This is a genomic window from Pseudomonas sp. EU05-FHT14B02 (assembly GCF_058791055.1).
In genome coordinates, this window is sequence record NZ_JBYTDD010000006.1 from 191,194 (window position 1) to 209,869 (window position 18,676).

General features: G+C 61.3%; 21 protein-coding genes. 8 read left to right on the forward strand and 13 right to left on the reverse strand.

Annotated elements, in window-relative coordinates; genetic code table 11:
- The first annotated feature begins 16 nt into the window (after positions 1–16).
- Entirely contained in the window at positions 17–745 is a 729-nt protein-coding gene (locus AC3WTM_RS08605; protein ID WP_102671481.1) for a hypothetical protein, read from the forward strand.
- An 86-nt stretch (positions 746–831) separates the two neighbouring features.
- On the opposite strand, the gene AC3WTM_RS08610 is transcribed toward AC3WTM_RS08605, so the two are convergent.
- The gene (locus tag AC3WTM_RS08610; RefSeq protein ID WP_102671480.1) at positions 832–1,236 is read right to left on the reverse strand and encodes a MerR family transcriptional regulator; all 405 of its coding nucleotides are present in this window, start codon (positions 1,234–1,236) and stop codon (positions 832–834) included.
- A gap of 76 nt (positions 1,237–1,312) precedes the next feature.
- Here AC3WTM_RS08610 and AC3WTM_RS08615 point away from each other — a divergent pair, with 76 nt between their 5' ends.
- On the forward strand, positions 1,313–2,536 hold the full coding sequence (locus tag AC3WTM_RS08615; protein ID WP_102671479.1) for an NADH:flavin oxidoreductase/NADH oxidase family protein: 1,224 nt from the start codon (positions 1,313–1,315) through the stop codon (positions 2,534–2,536).
- Between the two features lie 73 nt (positions 2,537–2,609).
- Here the strand turns inward: AC3WTM_RS08615 and pqqE are convergent, their stop codons facing one another.
- From pqqE to AC3WTM_RS08675, 12 genes are all read right to left on the reverse strand, one after another.
- Complete coding sequence (gene pqqE / locus AC3WTM_RS08620; protein ID WP_102671478.1) at positions 2,610–3,752, reverse strand: pyrroloquinoline quinone biosynthesis protein PqqE; 1,143 nt, start codon at positions 3,750–3,752, stop codon at positions 2,610–2,612.
- Positions 3,730–4,002, reverse strand: a complete 273-nt coding sequence (gene pqqD / locus AC3WTM_RS08625; protein ID WP_057715190.1) for a pyrroloquinoline quinone biosynthesis peptide chaperone PqqD — start codon at positions 4,000–4,002, stop codon at positions 3,730–3,732. Before pqqD ends, pqqE begins: the two co-directional genes overlap by 23 nt.
- Positions 3,999–4,751 carry a pyrroloquinoline-quinone synthase PqqC gene (pqqC, locus tag AC3WTM_RS08630; protein ID WP_102671477.1) on the reverse strand — a complete coding sequence of 251 codons (753 nt, stop codon included), beginning with the start codon at positions 4,749–4,751 and terminating at the stop codon, positions 3,999–4,001. Before pqqC ends, pqqD begins: the two co-directional genes overlap by 4 nt.
- Positions 4,752–4,894: 143 nt before the next feature.
- On the reverse strand, positions 4,895–5,809 hold the full coding sequence (gene pqqB / locus AC3WTM_RS08635; RefSeq protein ID WP_102671476.1) for a pyrroloquinoline quinone biosynthesis protein PqqB: 915 nt from the start codon (positions 5,807–5,809) through the stop codon (positions 4,895–4,897).
- A gap of 55 nt (positions 5,810–5,864) precedes the next feature.
- Positions 5,865–5,936, reverse strand: coding sequence for a pyrroloquinoline quinone precursor peptide PqqA (gene pqqA, locus AC3WTM_RS08640; RefSeq protein ID WP_003253598.1), 72 nt, complete (start codon positions 5,934–5,936; stop codon positions 5,865–5,867).
- Positions 5,937–6,198: 262 nt separating this feature from the next.
- Complete coding sequence (gene exaC, locus AC3WTM_RS08645) at positions 6,199–7,719, reverse strand: acetaldehyde dehydrogenase ExaC (RefSeq protein WP_102671475.1); 1,521 nt, start codon at positions 7,717–7,719, stop codon at positions 6,199–6,201.
- 251 nt (positions 7,720–7,970) lie between these two features.
- Positions 7,971–9,746 carry a PQQ-dependent methanol/ethanol family dehydrogenase gene (locus tag AC3WTM_RS08650; protein ID WP_102671474.1) on the reverse strand — a complete coding sequence of 592 codons (1,776 nt, stop codon included), beginning with the start codon at positions 9,744–9,746 and terminating at the stop codon, positions 7,971–7,973.
- Positions 9,747–10,024: 278 nt separating this feature from the next.
- Positions 10,025–10,963 (reverse strand): quinoprotein relay system zinc metallohydrolase 1, encoded by a 939-nt coding sequence (locus AC3WTM_RS08655; RefSeq protein ID WP_102671472.1) that lies wholly within the window; start codon positions 10,961–10,963, stop codon positions 10,025–10,027.
- A gap of 16 nt (positions 10,964–10,979) precedes the next feature.
- On the reverse strand, positions 10,980–11,741 hold the full coding sequence (locus AC3WTM_RS08660; protein WP_102671471.1) for a quinoprotein dehydrogenase-associated SoxYZ-like carrier: 762 nt from the start codon (positions 11,739–11,741) through the stop codon (positions 10,980–10,982).
- A 10-nt stretch (positions 11,742–11,751) separates the two neighbouring features.
- Entirely contained in the window at positions 11,752–12,627 is an 876-nt protein-coding gene (locus AC3WTM_RS08665) for a substrate-binding periplasmic protein (protein WP_102671470.1), read from the reverse strand.
- A gap of 3 nt (positions 12,628–12,630) precedes the next feature.
- Positions 12,631–13,092 (reverse strand): cytochrome c-550 PedF, encoded by a 462-nt coding sequence (pedF, locus tag AC3WTM_RS08670; protein WP_057715198.1) that lies wholly within the window; start codon positions 13,090–13,092, stop codon positions 12,631–12,633.
- Positions 13,093–13,148: 56 nt separating this feature from the next.
- Positions 13,149–13,313 (reverse strand): hypothetical protein, encoded by a 165-nt coding sequence (locus AC3WTM_RS08675; RefSeq protein ID WP_173677957.1) that lies wholly within the window; start codon positions 13,311–13,313, stop codon positions 13,149–13,151.
- A 157-nt stretch (positions 13,314–13,470) separates the two neighbouring features.
- Here AC3WTM_RS08675 and AC3WTM_RS08680 point away from each other — a divergent pair, with 157 nt between their 5' ends.
- From AC3WTM_RS08680 to AC3WTM_RS08705, 6 genes are all read left to right on the forward strand, one after another.
- Positions 13,471–14,655, forward strand: a complete 1,185-nt coding sequence (locus AC3WTM_RS08680) for an ABC transporter substrate-binding protein (protein WP_102671469.1) — start codon at positions 13,471–13,473, stop codon at positions 14,653–14,655.
- 30 nt (positions 14,656–14,685) lie between these two features.
- A complete protein-coding gene (locus AC3WTM_RS08685) occupies positions 14,686–15,645 on the forward strand; it encodes a YVTN family beta-propeller repeat protein (RefSeq protein WP_102671468.1) in 960 nt (319 codons plus the stop codon).
- Complete coding sequence (locus tag AC3WTM_RS08690) at positions 15,642–16,373, forward strand: ABC transporter ATP-binding protein (protein ID WP_102671467.1); 732 nt, start codon at positions 15,642–15,644, stop codon at positions 16,371–16,373. Before AC3WTM_RS08685 ends, AC3WTM_RS08690 begins: the two co-directional genes overlap by 4 nt.
- Positions 16,370–17,161 (forward strand): ABC transporter permease, encoded by a 792-nt coding sequence (locus tag AC3WTM_RS08695; protein ID WP_102671466.1) that lies wholly within the window; start codon positions 16,370–16,372, stop codon positions 17,159–17,161. Before AC3WTM_RS08690 ends, AC3WTM_RS08695 begins: the two co-directional genes overlap by 4 nt.
- 128 nt (positions 17,162–17,289) lie before the next feature.
- Positions 17,290–17,847 (forward strand): PQQ-dependent catabolism-associated CXXCW motif protein, encoded by a 558-nt coding sequence (locus tag AC3WTM_RS08700; RefSeq protein ID WP_102671465.1) that lies wholly within the window; start codon positions 17,290–17,292, stop codon positions 17,845–17,847.
- Between the two features lie 57 nt (positions 17,848–17,904).
- Positions 17,905–18,570, forward strand: coding sequence for a response regulator transcription factor (locus AC3WTM_RS08705; protein WP_102671464.1), 666 nt, complete (start codon positions 17,905–17,907; stop codon positions 18,568–18,570).
- Positions 18,571–18,676: the final 106 nt, after the last annotated feature.

Below are 18,676 nucleotides of genomic sequence, written 5' to 3' on the forward strand. Positions count from 1 at the left end.
ACCAAAGGGATCGAACATGAATACGGCGAGAACTTTATTTTTTTGCGCGACGCTGGGGATGGGTTTAACGGGTTGCAATATTGATCCGGACGCGACTGTTTCCACGGTCAGCGAAGAGTGCAGCAGCTTGGTCAACGGAAAGTACATCGGCCAGAATGGCCCTGAAGTTTGCATCACCACACCGCTGTCAAAAAGTGCCACATCCATCTCCGGCACTATCGTTGGGACCACGGCTACCGGCCCGTTCATGGTAACGGCAAAAAACAGCGATGATGTCATTTTGAAGCAGGTATCCACGCTGCCTAACGGTAACTTCACGATGTCACAATTGAATCTGCAAAACCTGCCAGGCAAGGGCATTGAATTTTCGGTGGTGGTAACGGGTGTAAGTTCACCGCCCACCAAACTGGTAGTCGGCCAGGAGCCACCGTCAAAATGTTCACAAGGAGTTCCGAACTATCCGTTATGTGGCACTTACCCTGGCGCGATTTTTTTTCCAATTAAAACCTCCATTACCACCATTTTCTCTGTTCCACCTGGAGAACTTTATACGGGGGCTACTTTAATCCCGTATCTCATAGGCTTGGATACAACCCGCTGGAAGCCAGACCGATACATCAGCTCTTCACGAAACGTTCCAGCTCCCATAAAGCCGGGCGAGAAGCAAACCGTTTTTGCGACTATCGATAACACTGAGTCTTTTGCCTACCCTGTCACTCAAACTGTTTTGCCCGCTCAACAGTAAAAGTCTCGCAAGAAACGTGCTCACAGCCGGGGGCGCGCAGGGCCGGTACGCTGATGCACAATCCCGTTCCCGTGTCCCTGGCTGACCTAGTGCTTGAATGACGTCATCACCCGCTCGGCATTTTCATCACAACTCATGCCTTCGGGCCGGGCCTGGAGGGTGTCGATCCAGCCCAGCAACTGAGCCTTGCTATGGGCCAGGTGCCGTTGCATCTCTTCGATCTGCTCGATCTTGCGATACAGGCCCGCCATCAACTCATCGTGCTTGAACGCGCCCGTCACATTATCCGGCAGTAATTGCCTGAGTTCTTCCAGGCTGAAACCGGCCTGTTGTGCGCACTGGATGATTTGCAGGGTCTGCAGCGCCTGTTGCGAGTAACGCCGATAACCGTTGGCAGAGCGCTCGACCTGGCGGATCAACCCCTGAGACTCATAAAAGCGGATCCGTGATGCGGTCAACCCGCTCAACTGCGCCAATTCACCGATCTTCATTGCGGCCTCACTTACCTGCTTGACATTAAAGTTAACTTTAAGCTTAGCCTCTATTCATCACTACGAGGAGTCAAGCATGTCGCCCTTTCAAGCGTTGAATTTGCCCAACGGCCAGACCATCGGCAATCGCATTGCCAAAGCCGCGATGGAAGAGAACCTCGCCAATACCGATCAAGTTCCCGACAAGGCACTGCTTCGCCTTTATCAGGCCTGGGCCGAGGGCGGGGCCGGCTTGTTGCTGACCGGCAATGTAATGATCGACCGTCGCGCCATGACCGGTCCCGGCGGTGTAGCGCTGGAAGACGAGCGCCATCTGGAGCGCTTCCGCCAGTGGGCCAGCGTCGGTCGGGCCGGCGGTGCGCAATTCTGGGTGCAGCTCAACCATCCTGGCCGCCAGACCATGGCCAACCTTGGTCAGCAAGCTCTGGCGCCGTCGGCGGTTGCGCTGGATCTGGGCCCGTTCTCGAAGATGTTCGCCGAACCCAAACCCATGAGCGCGGACGACATCCAGGAGGTGATCCGACGCTTCGCCACCAGCGCCGCACTGGCCGAGAAAGCCGGTTTTACCGGCGTTCAGATCCACGCTGCCCACGGCTACCTGATCAGCCAGTTCCTTTCGCCGCTAACCAATCGGCGCACCGATCAATGGGGCGGATCCCTGGAGAATCGTGCGCGACTGCTGTTGTCCGTCGTCGAGGCGGTTCGCCAAGCAGTGTCGCCGCAATTTTGTGTGTCGGTAAAACTCAACTCAGCAGATTTCCAACGCGGTGGTTTCGATGCCGATGATGCGCGGCAAGTGATCCAGTGGCTCAACGAACAGCCGATCGACCTGCTGGAGCTCTCCGGTGGCAGTTACGAAGCACCTGCCATGCAAGGCGAGGCGCGCGACGGCCGAACCCTGGCGCGGGAGGCGTACTTTCTGGAAATGGCCGGCGAACTGGCCAGCGTGGCGCGGATGCCGGTGATGGTGACCGGCGGGATCCGTCGTCTGGCAATTGTCGAACAGGTCCTCGACAGCGGCCTTGCCATGGCCGGCATCGGCACCGCGCTCGCTGTGGAACCACAGCTGGTCAAGCACTGGCGCGAAGGCCAGGACAGTCATCCGCAACTGCCGCCGATCCGCTGGAAGCGCAAACCACTGGCGGCGCTGGCGAGCATGGCGGTGGTCAAGTTCCAGCTGCATCGCTTGAGCCGTGGACGCAAAACCCGACCTGAAGTCTCGGCGTTGTGGGCGTTGATTCTTGACCGGTTATACATTGGCAAGCGCACCCGGCAGTATCGGCAGGCAATGGGTAAGTGATCTGGAACTGATGTTGACTGTCCCACCGCCTTCGCGAGCAAGCTCGCTCCCACAGGAGATTGATGTCGCCAGACTAACTGCGATAGATCAGCTGCGAAGTCTTCGCATTGCGCAGCGTCAAGTGTTCGATCCCCAACCCTGGCGCCTCGGCTTCTTCGCGGGCCTTGAGAATGACGCCATGGTGCGGCGACTTGCTGCACACCGGGTCGGCATTGGTGGCGTCACCGGTCAGCATGAACGCCTGGCACCGGCAACCGCCCAGGTCCTTGTGCTTTTCGTCGCAGGAGCGGCACGGCTCCTTCATCCAGTCATCGCCGCGAAAACGGTTGAAACCAAACGAGTCGTTCCAGATGTGCGAGAGGCTGTGCTCGCGCACGTTGGGAAACTGTACCGGCAATTGCCGGGCGCTGTGGCAAGGCAACGCCGTGCCATCGGGGGTGATGTCAAGAAACAGGTTGGCCCAGCCGTTCATGCAGGTCTTGGGACGCTCTTCGTAGTAGTCCGGGGTGACAAAGATCAGCTTGCACGGGTGGCCCTGGGCTTCGAGACGTTGGCGATACTCGTTGGTGATGCGCTCGGCCCGTTGCAATTGCTCGCGGGTGGGCAACAGGCCGACGCGGTTGAGTTCAGCCCAGCCATAGAACTGACACGTGGCCAATTCGACAAAGTCCGCTTCCAGCTCCAGGCACAACTCGATGATCTGCTCGATCCGGTCGATGTTGTGCCGATGGGTGACGAAGTTCAGCACCATCGGATAGCCCTGGGCTTTCACCGCGCGGGCCATGGCGAGTTTCTGGGCAAAGGCCTTGCGCGAGCCGGCGAGCATGTTATTCACCGCTTCGTCGGCGGCCTGGAAGCTGATCTGGATATGGTCCAGCCCGGCCACCTTGAAGTCGCGCACTTTCTGCTCGGTCAAGCCGATGCCCGAAGTGATCAAATTGGTGTAGTAGCCCATGTCTCGCGCGGCCTTGATCAACTCGGCGAGGTCCTGACGTACCAGCGGCTCGCCACCGGAAAAGCCCAATTGCGCGGCGCCCATGTCCCGCGCTTCGCGGAATACGCGAATCCACTCTTCCGTGCTCAGTTCCTCGCCGTGTCGAGCAAAGTCCAACGGATTGGAGCAATAGGGGCACTGCAGCGGACAGCGGTAAGTCAGCTCGGCGAGCAGCCACAACGGCGGTCCAGGTAGCGTCTCACTCGATCCAGAATTGCGCATGGGCCACCTCCAGAAACGCCAGCACGTCTTCGTCGATCCCGGGTACGCCGGGGAAATTCGCGCTCAATCGATCAATGATCGCCGCCACGCTGCGCTGGCCATCCACCAGGTCGAGAATCTGCCCGGCGCTGCTGTTGAGCTTGATCATGCCTTCGGGGTACAGCAGCACGTGGCAATCCTGACGGGGCTCCCATTGCAGACGAAAACCACGACGCAAGGCCGGTGATTGCTGGCGATTGATCAGACTCACAGGGCGATCCCCCGGTGCCAGACTTTGTCGCCGGTGACCGTGTGATAAGGCGGGCGTGCAAGTTCGTAGGCCATGCTCATGGCATCGAGCATGCTCCACAGCACGTCGAGCTTGAATTGCAGGATCTCCAACATGCGTTGTTGCCCCTCGACCGTCACGTAGTGCGCCAGAGTAATGCGCAAGCCATGCTCGACATCGCGCCGCGCCTGACTCAGGCGCGTGCGGAAATAGTCGTAGCCGGTGACGTCGATCCACGGGTAATGGGTCGGCCAGGCGTCGAGTCGCGATTGATGGATCTGCGGGGCAAAGAGTTCGGTCAGCGAACTGCTGGCCGCTTCCTGCCAGCAGGCGCGACGGGCGAAATTGACGTAGGCGTCCACCGCGAAACGCACCCCGGGCAGCACCAGTTCCTGGGAGAGGATCCGCTCGCGATCCAGCCCCACGGCTTCGCCCAGGCGCAGCCAGGCTTCGATACCGCCCTCGCTGCCGGGGACACCGTCGTGGTCGAGAATCCGTTGCAGCCACTCCCGGCGCACGTCACGGTCCGGGCAGTTGGCCAGGATCGCGGCGTCTTTCAGCGGAATGTTGACCTGGTAATAGAAGCGATTGGCGACCCAGCCCTGGATCTGCTCGCGGCTGGCGCGTCCGGTGTACATGGCTTGGTGAAACGGATGATGGATATGGTAGTAGGCGCCCTTGGCGCGCAGGGCGGCTTCGAATTCTGGGGGGGACATCGGCGTCTCGGTCATTTTGTTCTCCGGGAATTTTTGCGGTGCCTGCGCTGGCCCTATCGCGAACAAGCTCGCTCCCACAGGTGTGCGGTGGGAACACAAATTTCATGTACTGCAGAAATCCATTGTGGGAGCGAGCTTGCTCGCGATAGGGCCTTTGGCTACAGCTCAATACTCATGCCGTCATAAGCCACTTCGATCCCCCGCCGCTCCAGCAAAGCCCGCTCGGCCGAGTCTTCATCGAGAATGGGATTGGTGTTGTTGATATGTATCAGCACCTTGCGCTGGCGATTGAAACCCTCCAGCACGTCAAGCATCCCGCCGGGGCCGCTTTGTGGGAGGTGCCCCATTTCGCTACCCAGGCTCTGGCCGACTTCGCAGAGACGCATCTCGTCGTCCCGCCACAGGGTGCCGTCCAGCAGCAGGCAATCGGCACGCTGCATCCAGCCCAGCACTTCATCGTCGATTCGGCCAAGGCCAGGCGCATAGAACAACGAGGCACCGTTGCGCAGGTCTTCAATGAACAGGCCAATGGTGTCGCCCGGTTGCGGGTTGCCGCGATTGGGCGAATACGGTGGCGCGTTGCTCACCAGGGGAATCGCGCGAAATTGCAAATGCTCGCAGGCCGGGACGCTGAACGGCTGGCGATCGAGGCCGACCGGTTGCCATTGCAATCCTCCGTTCCAGTGTTCAAGCATTTTGAACAAGGGGAAACCGCTGCTCAGGTCCTGATGCACGCGCTCGGTGCACCACACCGCATGCGGACAGCCTTCGCGCAGGCTGAGCAAACCGGTGCAATGGTCGATCTGGCTGTCGAGCAGCACGATACCGGCGATGGCGCTGTCACGCAGACGCCGCGCCGGTTGCAGCGGCGCAAAACCCTCGAGTTGCGCGCGAATGTCCGGTGAAGCGTTGCACAGCACCCACGCCACACCGTCGTCACTCAGGGCAATCGACGACTGCGTACGGCGCTGGGCCCGCAGGCTGCCATTGCGCACACCGGCGCACTGGCGGCAATTGCAGTTCCACTGCGGGAAACCACCGCCAGCGGCGGAACCGAGAACGCGGATGTGCATGGCGGATGCTCCAGAAGGCAGGCCCGGCCAACGCATCGGCTGGCCGGGTGATCAATCAACGGTTGGCGAAATACATCGTCACTTCGAAGCCAATGCGCAGATCGGTAAACGCGGGTTTAGTCCACATGGGTCATTCCTCTTCTTGTGCCCGGGTGATTCCGGTAGAGCCATTAATGCACGGGGCGCCGAGTGCCCGAATGCTACTTTCGAAGGAGTTTGCGGGGTGATTTGGTAGGGGGGTGCGATCGTCATGTACACACGAATACTGTAGGAGCGAGCTTGCTCGCGATGATCCCGAGAACGCCACGGGGCACCAGGCTTCCCGCGTTATCGTTGACGACCATCGCGAGCAAGCTCGCTCCTACAGAGTGCTTGTCATCAGTACGAAATCAGAAGAACCCGAGCGGATTGATGTCGTAGCTCACCAGCAGGTTTTTGGTCTGCTGATAGTGATCGAGCATCATCTTGTGGTTTTCCCGACCGACGCCGGACTTCTTGTAGCCACCAAACGCCGCGTGCGCCGGGTATAGGTGGTAGCAGTTGGTCCACACCCGCCCGGCCTTGATCGCCCGGCCCATGCGGTAGGCCCGGTTGATGTCGCGGGTCCACAGGCCTGCACCGAGGCCGAACTCGCTGTCGTTGGCAATCGCCAGCGCTTCAGCTTCGTCCTTGAAGGTGGTGACACCCACCACCGGGCCGAAGATTTCCTCCTGGAACACACGCATCTTGTTGTGCCCCTTGAGCAGCGTCGGCTGGATGTAATAACCGCTGGACAGGTCGCCCTCCAGACGTTCGGCCGCGCCGCCGGTGAGCAGCTCGGCGCCCTCCTCCTGGGCAATGGTCAGGTACGAGAGGATCTTGTCGTACTGCTGCTCGGATGCCTGGGCACCGACCATGGTCTCGGTGTCCAGCGGGTTTCCGCGCTTGATCTTGACGATCTTCTTCATCACCTCGGCCATGAACGGCTCGTAGATCGACTCCTGCACCAGCGCCCGGGACGGGCAGGTGCAGACTTCGCCCTGGTTGAAGAATGCCAGCACCAGGCCTTCGGCGGCTTTTTCGATGAACGCAGGTTCAGCGTTCATGATGTCTTCGAAGAAAATGTTCGGCGACTTGCCGCCCAGTTCGACGGTGCTCGGGATGATGTTCTCGGCAGCGCAATGCATGATGTGCGCGCCCACCGGGGTCGAGCCGGTGAAGGCGATCTTGGCGATGCGCTTGCTGGTGGCCAGGGCCTCGCCGGCTTCGCGCCCGAAGCCCTGGACGATGTTCAGTACGCCCGCCGGCAGCAGGTCGGCAATGAGCTCGGCGAAGACCATGATCGACAGCGGCGTTTGTTCGGCAGGCTTGAGCACGATGCAGTTGCCGGCGGCCAGGGCCGGGGCGAGTTTCCAGGCGGCCATCAACAGCGGGAAGTTCCACGGAATGATCTGCCCGACCACACCCAGCGGCTCATGGAAGTGATAGGCCGTGGTCAGCTCATTGATCTCGGCAGCCCCGCCTTCCTGGGCACGGATGCAGCCAGCGAAGTAACGGAAGTGGTCGGCCGCCAGCGGCACGTCGGCGTTGAGGGTTTCGCGCACGGCCTTGCCGTTGTCCCAGGTTTCGGTGACGGCCAGAACCTCAAGGTTCTGCTCGATTCGGTCGGCAATTTTCAGCAACACCAGGGAGCGGTCCTGGGCCGAGGTCTTACCCCAGGCGTCGGCAGCGGCATGGGCAGCGTCCAGGGCCTTGTCGATGTCGGCGGCGCTGGAGCGCGGGAATTCGGCAATCACTTCACCGTTGACCGGCGAGGTATTGGTGAAGTACTCGCCATTGACCGGCGCGACGAATTCGCCACCGATGAAGTTGCCGTAGCGCGGCTTGAAGGTAATGACGGCGCCTGGGGTTCCGGGTTGTGCGTAGATCATGGTGAGCCTCTGTCTGGGTCGGAGCCTGTCGTGCTGACAGGCGATGAGCCGATACTAGAGAGCCCCGCGTGCCAGACGAATGCATCGTTGGCAGGAGGGGCTCTCGTTATTTGGTCGTAGGTTTCTGCACCGCCCACCTGTAGGAGCGAGCTTGCTCGCGATGGTCGTCAACGATAACGCTGGAAGCCTGACACCACACGGCGTTCTCGGGTTCATCGCGAGCGAGCTCGCTCCTACAGGTTTGTGGTGGATCAATGTTTGGCGACGAGGTCCTTGGGCAGCTTGAAGGTCCAGAGCATGCCGCCCTGGTTGAAGTCCTTCACCCGCTTGGCCACTTCGCCGCCCCACAGCGGTACCGCGCCGCCCCAGCCGGAGAGCACCGAGACGTACTGTTCGCCGTCCATTTCCCAGGTCACGGGCGAGCCGAGCACGCCGGAGCCGGTCTGGAATTCCCAGACCTTTTCGCCGGTCTTGGCGTTGAAGGCCTGCAGGAAGCCTTCAGGCGTGCCGGTGAACACCAGGTTGCCCTTGGTGGTCAGCACCCCGCCCCACAGCGGCGCGTAGTTCTTGTGGCGCCAGACTTCCTTGCCGGTTTTCGGATCGATGGCCCGCAGCACGCCGATGTAGTCTTCGTTCAACGGCTTGATGGTGAAGCCGGCGCCGAGGAACGCCGCGCCTTTCTTGTAGGCGATGCCTTCGTTCCAGATGTCCATGCCCCATTCGTTGGACGGCACATAGAACAGCCCGGTGTCTTTGTTGTAAGCCATCGGCATCCAGTTTTTCGCGCCCAGGAACGCTGGCGCTACGAAGACCGAGCTGCCCTTGGCTTCGGAACCCGGAGCACCGGGACGGCTGGCTTCGTTGTAGATCGGCCGGCCGTTCTTATCCAGGCCGGTGGCCCAGGTGATCTTGTCCACGAACGGGAAACCACGGATGAATTTGCCGTTGGTGCGGTCCAGCACGTAGAAGAAACCGTTACGGTCGGCAGTGGCCGCCGCCTTGATCTCCTTGCCACCTTCGCTGTAGTTGAAGGACACCAACTCGTTCACGCCATCATAGTCCCAACCATCGTGGGGCGTGCTCTGGAAGTGCCACTTGATGGTGCCGTCGTCCGGGTTGAGCGCCAGGCGCGAGGAGGAGTAGAGGTTGTCGCCAGGGCGCAGGTGCGAGTTCCACGGCGCCGGGTTCCCGGTACCGAACAACAGCAGGTTGGTTTCGGGGTCGTAATAACCGCCAAGCCAAGGGGCCGCGCCACCGGTTTTCCAGAGATCGCCCGGCCAGGTCTTGCCCGCCTCGCCGCCGGAGATGCCGTTTTCCACCGCTTTGCCGTCCTTGTAGACGTAGCCCATATGGCCTTCGACCGTTGGCCGGGTCCACAGCAGATCACCGTTTTTCGGGTCGTAGGCCTCGATCTTGCCCACCACGCCAAACTCGCCACCGGCCACGCCGGTAATCAGCTTGCCGTTGATCACCAGCGGCGCGGCGCTGATCGAGTAGCCTTCCTTGTGGTCGGCGACTTTCTTGCTCCACACCACCTTGCCGGTGTCCTTGTTCAGCGCCACGAGCTTGGCGTCGAGGGTGCCGAAAATCACCAGGTCGCCATACAGCGCGACACCACGGTTGATCACGTCGCAGCAAGGGCGGATGTCATCGGGCAGGCGCGCATCGTATTGCCAGAGTTTCTTGCCGGTGCGCGCATCCACGGCGAATACCCGGGAGTAGGAACCGGTCATATACATCACGCCGTCCTTGACCATCGGCTGCGCTTGCTGGCCACGCTGTTTTTCTCCACCGAAAGAAAACGCCCAGGCCGGGCGCAGTTCCTTGACGTTGTCGACGTTGAGAATATCCAGCGGGCTGTAGCGCTGCCCTTGAACGCCAAGGCCGTTGGTCACGACCTGTTCCGGGTTCTTCGGGTCCTGGAGAATGTCCTGGTCGGAAACCCCGGCCAATGCCTGGCCGGACAACAGCATGGCACTGAGCAGCAGGCTCAAGACGAAGGGCTGGCGACGTGCGGGTTGGGTCATGACGGCTTCCTCTGCGGATTTTTGTTATGTCCGGAAAATTTTCCCGGTCTGGTGCAGATTCTTGGGCGCCGCTGCCCTGGCAACAATTGCCCGCAATGTGGAGTTTTCTAGTTCCTTGGTACAGGGTCGGATGAAATGGACACGAGATTTTGTGAACGCTACTGGCCCCCTGTAGGAGCGAGCCTGCTCGCGAAAAACGTCAGACCACCGCGTTCATCCAGGCAGTTTGCGTTATCGTTAACGTCCATCGCGAGCAGGCTCGCTCCTACAGGAAAGCATCATTTGCCGGCGGCGGAATCGACCCGGGTCATCTGCCCTCGCTCGTAACGCGGGTACAAATGGCTGACGCTGCGGATCAGTTCGTATCGGCTCAGGTTTATCCCGGCGAAACGTTCGGGGATAGGGCTGCGGATCATCTCGGCCATATCACTGCCATTGGCCGCGCCGTCGCGCATGAGCTGATCAAGCCAGGTCAGGTAATCGCGCATCTGCTCGAAGGGTTGTGGATCGCTCGACACCGGCCCATGACCCGGCACGACCTGTGTCCAGGGCAAGCCTCGCAGGGTCGCGATGTCCGCCAGCCACACCGACAGCCCTGGACTGTTGGGCGTTGTCAGCGCCCGCTGATAAAACACCAGGTCCCCGGCAAACAGCACGCCGGTTTGCTGGTCGAGAATAGCCAGATCCGCGCCCGTATGCCCACCCAGGCTCAGCAAGCGCAGATCGTGATTCCCAAAACTTTTCACGCCGGGTGTCAGCACCTGGGTAGGTAGCACCACTTCGGTGCCACGCATCCAGTCGCCGACCATCCGGTACATATTCTCCGCCATGGCATCGCCTTGCTGATGCAACAGCTCGCTGGTGCCGGCCAAGGCGCCGATGGGCACGTCGGTGAAGGCTTGATTACCCAGCACATGGTCCGGGTGGTGATGGGTCAGCAAGACCTCGATCACCGGCTTGTCGGTGGTGGCGGCAATGGCCTTGCGCATCGCTTCGCCGTAACGCCTGGACGGGCCGGTGTCGATCACCACCACACCGCGTTCAGTGACGATAAACGCGGTGTTGACGATGTTGCCGCCATTGGCTTTGGCGAAATTATCGGTGCTGCCTTCCAGCAGCCAGGTGTCCTGGGCGATCCGCCGGGGCTTGAGCGAGTACTCGAGATCGGCCAGGGTCGGCAGACTGATGCTTAACACCATCAACAGGATCCAGCGCATGCCACGCTCCTTTGGGTCAGGGGATCGACGCATCGAACTCATTGCCGCTGTTGTCCCGTAGCAGCAGGCGCGTTTGCCCTGCCCCTTCGATGTCGAAAGCCAGGTTGGGGTTTTCACTGACCGCGGGGAACAGCTCCAGCCGGGCCAGCACTTGCTCGTTGCGGTCGCGCAGTTCGGCATGGTTGATGAAGAATTCCGGAATGCCGCTGACCATGCCGTTGTCCATGGGATGGGCCACCTGCATACGCAAACGGCTGAACCCGTCCCGGGGATAACGACCACCGAGCACTTCGCCGATGCGCTCCTCCCAGCCCGGTTGAGTCCGCACCACGCTCGGCGCGGTGCAACCGCCACCTGCGGCGTCAATCAGGGTCGAGCCGACATGCCACACGCCGTCGCGGGTCAACACCGCCGCGCGCAAGGGCGTCGCCTGTTCGATGCGAATGCGCAAAGACAGCCACGGCAAAACCGAATTCAGCGGCTGGAAGTCGACGATTTTCGGCAACGGATTCAGCTCTGCCCAGGCGAGAATTTTCACCACCTCGCCATTGAACGCCCGGGCATCGATTTCCAGCGGCACCTGCCGGGCATCTTCGGCAAACGGCGGCGCCAGCAGCTTGACCCGCTCATCGAACACGAACGGCGCATTGCCCAGAAACTGCTGATGATAGAAGGCCCACATCACCGATGGCACCGGATCTTTGCCGGGATCGATAGCGCCAGCCTGTGCCGCCAGGCTTAACCAGCAGGCCAACAGACAACTCCCTCGCCATTTCATCGCCAGCTCCTTATTGATACATCTCGGGCACGTCGTAACGCAGGCCGTAATGGCCGTAGATGGTTTTCACCGAACCGTCGCGGATAAGCGCTTCCAATGCCTCTTCCACGGCATAGGCCAGTTGTCGGTTGCTTTCGTGCACCGCCATACCGATTTCCCAGAGCTGCTTGCCCATGTTCGGGTAGGCATTTTCTGCCAGCGCCACCTGCGGGTCGGCCGCTTCGTGCACCTGCCAGTCAATTTCGCCGCGCATGGCCATCACCGCGTCGACCTCACCGGCCTTCATCGCGGCAAACGCCTGTGGCACGCCCGAATAGTGATGGGTCTTGCCGGCGAGCATGCCGTTGAACACCGAGGTCAGGTAGAACGAGGGCACGCTGTCGACTTCGACACCAATCGGGTGATGCTCGAACACCGCGACACTGGCAACCTTGTCCAGCCTTCGGCGGTCATAGGCCACCTGCCATTGTTCGTTCTGGTACGGACCGAACATCACCACTTGGCCGTTGACCAGTTCGCCGAACTCGTTGCGCCTCTGCGCGTAGTCGCGGTCGTAGGGCACGCGCATCATCAGGTCGGCCAGTTGCTGGTTGTGCAAGGCACTGGCACGCCAGATGTAGTCGCGCAGATCGTCATCTAGTTTTTCCCCCGCCGGTGCCCAGATCAGCGTCAGGCGCACGCCAAGCGCCTTGGCCAAGGCCTCGGCCAGTTCGACATCGACCCCCTGGGGCTTTGCGGCGCTTTCGAAGCTGTAGGGAGCGAAGTCCTTGTAGACCGCCACCTTCAGCTCCCCGGCGGCGATCATTTCGTCGTAGTTGCGAACCTGCGCCTGCACCGCCTGGCAGCACAGCCACAGAGCGCTGATCAACACCGTGAGCAGGCGCATGGGTCACTCCTCGACGCGCACAGTGTCCAGATAGGTACGCACTGCCCACAGGGCTTCCTGGCTCAGATAGTCGGCCATCTTCGGCATGTACACCCGACCGTCGCGCACCGCGCCATGGCGCACCCGTTCGGCGAACCATTCATCGCCTGCCTCGCCGACATCGAGCATGCGCAAGTCGGGGGCGATACCGCCGGACTTGGCTTCCAGGCCATGACAGGCCGCGCAGTTCTGGGTATAGGCCGAGGCGCCGATTTCCACTGCCTTGTCGTGTTCCGGGGCAGTGCGATACGGGTTCACTGCGGCCCAGCCATCGGCATCGAGCTGCACCCCGGCGTCCTTGATCGGGGTCAGGCCCTGGGTGGCGACAGCCTGTGGCACCACATTGCCGTGGGCCCAGACGGAACCTGCACTGATCAAACTGGCCAGTAGCCCGGTCACGAGCAAGGCGTTGCGTTTTGTTGTCATTGTTATGCCCTCTGGATTGCACGCAAAACCTCTTGGCAGAGGCTATGGCAGCCATCTTAGAAAGCTCTGCGCACAGGCCCCATGCTGCTTTGGTGGTCGCCACCTACTCCCTTGGTCGTAAGGCTATCGGTGGACACGGGACGCGGGCTGTGGAACCGGTCGACGCCGATCAGGGTCAGGATCAGCAGAAACGGCAGGAGCAGTGCTTTGACGATACGCATGGTCAATCCCCTCCAGAGCAATGGCCGTGGTTGCCCATGCTAGAACCGCGCCGTGCGGAGTGGGTTACTACCTTGGTACTGCCCCTTCGGTACTTTCTGCATATTTTCACTGCACCACAGGCTTCCTATGCTGGCGCTACCTGTAATGGAGTGCCCTATGCGCCAGCTCATCCCTTACGCCCTGATCTACCTGCTGGCGATTGCCTGCGCCGCCGGCCTGGCCACCCAGAGCCAGGCCGCCGATGCGCCCTTGCAGGTGCGGATCGGCTACCTGGGTTATCGCCCCGACCCCGGCCCTTTGCTGTCCAACGTCATCCCCGAGCCCACCGATGCCGGGCTGCGCGGCGCCGAACTGGCGATCACCGACAGCAACAGCACCGGGCGTTTTCTCAACCACGGCTACAGCCTGGTCAGCGTCAGTGTCGACAGCCCCGAGGCCTTGCTCGAAGCGGCAAAGGCGCAGCATGAACAGGGCCTGCGCCTGTTTGTGGTGAATGCCCCTGCCACTAGCCTGCGCCAATTGAGTGCAGCAATGCCCGACAGCTTGCTGTTCAACGCCGGTAGCCCCGATGACAGCCTGCGCACCAGCGATTGCCTGTCGAACGTGCTGCACACCTTGCCGAGCCGGGCGATGCTCGCCGATGCGCTGGCTCAGTTTCTGGTGCTGCGCAAATGGCAGCGGGCGCTGCTGATTGTCGGCCCGACGGCGGATGATCAAGCCTATGCCGCCGCCCTGCGCCGCGCGGCCAAGCGCTTCGGCTTGCAACTGGTGGCGGAAAAACCCTGGAGCTTTGATAACGACCAACGCCGCAGCGCCCAGGCCGACATGCCACTGTTCACCCAGACCGCCGAGTACGACGTGGTGCTGGTGGCCGATGAACGCGGCGACTTCGGGGAATACGTGCCCTACCAGACCTGGTACCCGCGCCCGGTCGCCGGCACTCAAGGCCTGACCCCGGTGGGCTGGCACAAGACCGTGGAAACCTACGGCGCCGCACAGCTGCAAAAACGCTTTGAAGCCCTGACCGGACGCTGGATGAATGACCGCGATTTCGCGGCATGGATGGCCGTGCGCAGTATCGCCAGCGCTGTGAGCAAACTGCGCCAGGCCGAGCCGATGGCGATCCGTACGCTTGAAATCAGCGATCAGTTGCCGCTCGACGGTTTCAAGGGTCGCAAGCTCAGCTACCGGTCGTGGAACGGCCAGTTGCGCCAGCCGATTCCCATTGTCCAGCCCCGGGCGCTGGTCAGCACCTCACCCCAGGACGGCTTTTTGCACCCGTTCAACGAGATGGACAGCCTGGGTTACGACAAGCCCGAGGTCAGCTGCCGCTTTCCCTGATCCGAACATCACAACAATAAGGAATCCGCCATGCGCCGCACCCTGCTCTCTTGCACCTTGCTGCTCGCCGCTGGCAATGCCGTTGCCAGCACTGCCTGGGTCTCCAACGAAAAGGACAACAACCTGAGCCTGATCGACATGCAGACCCTGCAAGTCACCGACACCCTGCCCGTCGGCCAGCGCCCTCGCGGCCTGCTGCTGTCCCATGACAATAAGTTGTTGTACATCTGCGCCAGCGACTCGGACCGGGTCCAGGTGATGGACGTGGCCACGCGCAAGATCATCAAGGAACTGCCCTCGGGCAAAGACCCGGAACAATTCGCCCTGCACCCCAACAATCGCTGGTTGTACGTCTCCAACGAAGACGATGCGCTGGTCACGGTGATCGACACCGAGACCTCCAAGGTGCTCGGCCAGATAAACGTCGGCGTCGAGCCCGAGGGTATGGCCGTCAGCCCAGACGGCAAGTGGGCGGTCAACACCAGCGAAACCACCAACATGCTGCACTGGATCGACACCAGCACCCAGACCCTGGCCGACAGCACCCTGGTGGACCAGCGCCCGCGCTTCGTCGAGTTCTCCCCCGATGGCGCGAAGCTCTGGGCCTCGGCAGAAATTGGCGGCACCGTGACCATTCTCGATGTGGCCAGCCGCACCGTGCTCAAGACCCTTAACTTCCAGATCAAGGGCGTGCACCCGGACAAGGTCCAGCCGGTCGGCATCAAGCTCAGCGCCGATGGCAAGTACGGTTTCGTCGCACTGGGCCCGGCCAATCATGTGGCGGTGGTCGACGCCAAAACCTTCGAGATTCTCGATTACCTGCTGGTGGGGCGACGGGTCTGGCAGATGGCGTTCACCCCGGATCAAAAGCAATTGCTGGCCACCAACGGCGTCAGCGGCGATGTCTCGGTGATCGATGTCGACAGCCTCAAGGTCAGCAAATCGGTGAAGGTCGGGCGCTATCCCTGGGGTGTGGTGGTGACGCCATGAGCGCCCTTGAAGTCAGCGATCTGAGCTTTGCCTACGGCTCCCGGGAGGCCTTGCGCAAGGTGAGTTTCAGCCTGGAACCCGGGCGTTTCGCCGCGCTGCTGGGGCCCAACGGCGCCGGCAAGTCGACCCTGATTGCCCTGCTGACCCGGCTCTATGATCTGCAGCAAGGCGAGATCCGCGTCGGTGGCTGTTCATTGCGCAGCGCGGCACGCCCGGCACTCAGGCAATTGGGCGTGGTGTTCCAGCAAAGCACCCTGGACCTGGACCTCAGCGTCGAGCAGAACCTGCGTTATCACGCGGCATTGCATGGCCTGTCCCGGCGTCAGACCGACCTTCGGGTCGACGCCGAACTGGCCCGCCAGGCCCTGACCGACCGCCGCCGCGAACGGGTGCGCGAACTCAACGGCGGCCATCGTCGCCGGGTGGAAATTGCCCGCGCCCTGTTGCATGAGCCGCGCCTGCTGCTGCTCGATGAAGCCAGTGTCGGCCTCGACCCGGCGAGTCGCCTGGCGCTCAACCAGCACATCCGCAGCCTGTGTCGCGAGGAGCACATCAGCGTGCTCTGGACCACCCATTTGCTCGACGAAGTACAGCCCAGCGATGACTTGCTGATCCTGCATCAAGGCCGGCTGGTGGCCAGCGGGCAAGCCGATGCCCTGAGCCTGGAGCACGGCGGTGATCTCGGCTCGGCCTTCACTCGCCTTACGACATCAGGGGTTGTCCAATGAACGCTTACTGGCAATGCTTGCGCGGTATCGTGCTGCGCGAATGGCTGCGCTTTGTGCTGCAACGCACCCGATTTCTGAGCGCCCTGGTGCGGCCGCTACTGTGGCTGCTGGTGTTCGCCGCCGGTTTTCGCGCGGCACTGGGGATCGCGATCATCGAGCCCTACGACACCTACATACCGTACGAGGTCTACATCATTCCCGGGCTGGCCTGCATGATCCTGCTGTTCAATGGCATGCAGGGGTCACTGTCGATGGTCTACGACCGCGAGATGGGCAGCATGCGCGTGCTGCTGACCAGCCCCCTGCCCCGAACCTTTCTGCTGTGCAGCAAACTGCTGGCCACGTCGCTGATTTCGTTGTTGCAGGTGTATGCGTTCCTGGCGATTGCCTGGGCCTACGGCGTGCGGCCACCGGCCATGGGTCTGTTGCTGGCGTTGCCGGCCCTGTTGCTGGTGGCGTTGATGCTCAGCGCACTGGGCCTGTTGCTGTCGAACGCGATCCGCCAGCTGGAGAACTTTGCCGGGGTGATGAATTTCGTGATCTTCCCGCTGTTTTTCCTGTCATCGGCGCTATATCCGCTATGGAAGATGCGCGAGGCCAGCCAGTGGCTGTATTGGCTGTGCGCGGTGAATCCCTTTACCCATGCGGTGGAACTGGTGCGTTTCGCCCTGTATGAACGCTTCAATCCGCTGGCGCTGGCGGTGTGTGCGGGTTTGACGCTGCTGTTCGCACTGCTCGCCGTGCTGACCTTCAACCCGCAGCATGCGGCCCTGCGCAAATCCAACTGACTACACAGGGGATCTTCATTGAACAGGGTGAAATTACTACTTTAGTACTGGTTTCCCTGTCTATCGTCGCATTCCCAACGCCCCCCCGACTGGCATGTAATAGGTCCATAACTATAAGGACCGAACCCATGCCGCGAGCCCGACGTTGCCTGTTGCGCCCTACTCTCGCCGCCCTGTCGCTGGGCCTGCTGCTGAGCACCGCGCAGGCCGACACGGCGCTGTTCTCCACCGACGGCTATCGCATCGGCCTGTACCGCAGCCCGACGCCCGACCAGCTGCAAGGCGCAACCATCGTCGACACCCGCGCCCTGCAAACCCTGCTCGGCCAAACCCCGCGCCCGGTGCTGATCGATGTCTACCGCCGTCAGTGGCTGCAAGGGCAGTTCATCGAAGACCAGCCCCATGAAAACCTGCCCGGCAGCCATTGGCTGGCCAATACCGGCGACGGTGACCTGACGCCCGCCTGGCAGGATTACTTTTCCCGGAACCTGAAATCACTGACTGGCGGCGACCCGACGCGACCGCTGGTCTTCTACTGCCGCTCCGACTGCTGGTTGAGCTGGAATGCGGTCAAACGCGCAGCCACCATGGGCTATAAGACTCTGTATTGGTATCGCGATGGCCTGGACGCCTGGCAAGCGGCCAATCTGCCGGTTTCGCCAGCCAGCCCCGAACCCTTTCCCTGAAGCTTTACGCGTGCGTGTAGTTGCCACACCATAATCAAAATAATGAGGTGAAAGGCCATGTACAAAATCCTGATTGCCGACGATCACCCGCTGTTTCGCGAAGCCATTCACAACGTCATCAGCGACGGTTTTGCCGGCAGCGACGTGATGGAAACCGCCGACCTGGACAGCGCCCTGGCGCTGACCCGGGAACACGACGACCTGGACCTGATCCTGCTCGACCTGAACATGCCCGGCATGCATGGGCTCAATGGCCTGATCAACCTGCGTAACGAAGCGCCGACCATTCCGGTGGTGATTGTCTCCGCCGAGCAGGACAAACAGATCGTGCTGCAAGCCATCACTTACGGTGCCGTGGGTTTTATCACCAAGTCTTCACCACGCGCACAGATGACCGACGCCATCCAGCAGATTCTCAATGGCAATGTCTACCTGCCCCCGGACATCATCCGCACCGCCAAAAGCAGCACCCAGCGGCGGATGAACGACACTCCGAGCTTCCCGCCCGAACTGCTCCAGGCCCTGACCCGCAAACAACTGCAGGTGCTGGAACGCATGACCAAGGGCGAATCGAACAAGCAGATCGCCTACACCCTGGAAATCGCCGAGACCACGGTCAAGGCCCATGTCTCGGCGATCCTGCGCAAGCTCAACGTGCACAACCGGGTGCAGGCGATCCTGAGTGCCGGGGATATTGATTTCGGGTCTTATTTGCGGCGTTGAGTCAAGACCGCGTCGCTCTCATCGCGAGCAAGCTCGCCCCACAGGTACGATGCTGTCCCTGTGGGAGAGAGCTTGCTCGCGATAGCGGTGGCAAAAACGCCGGGAT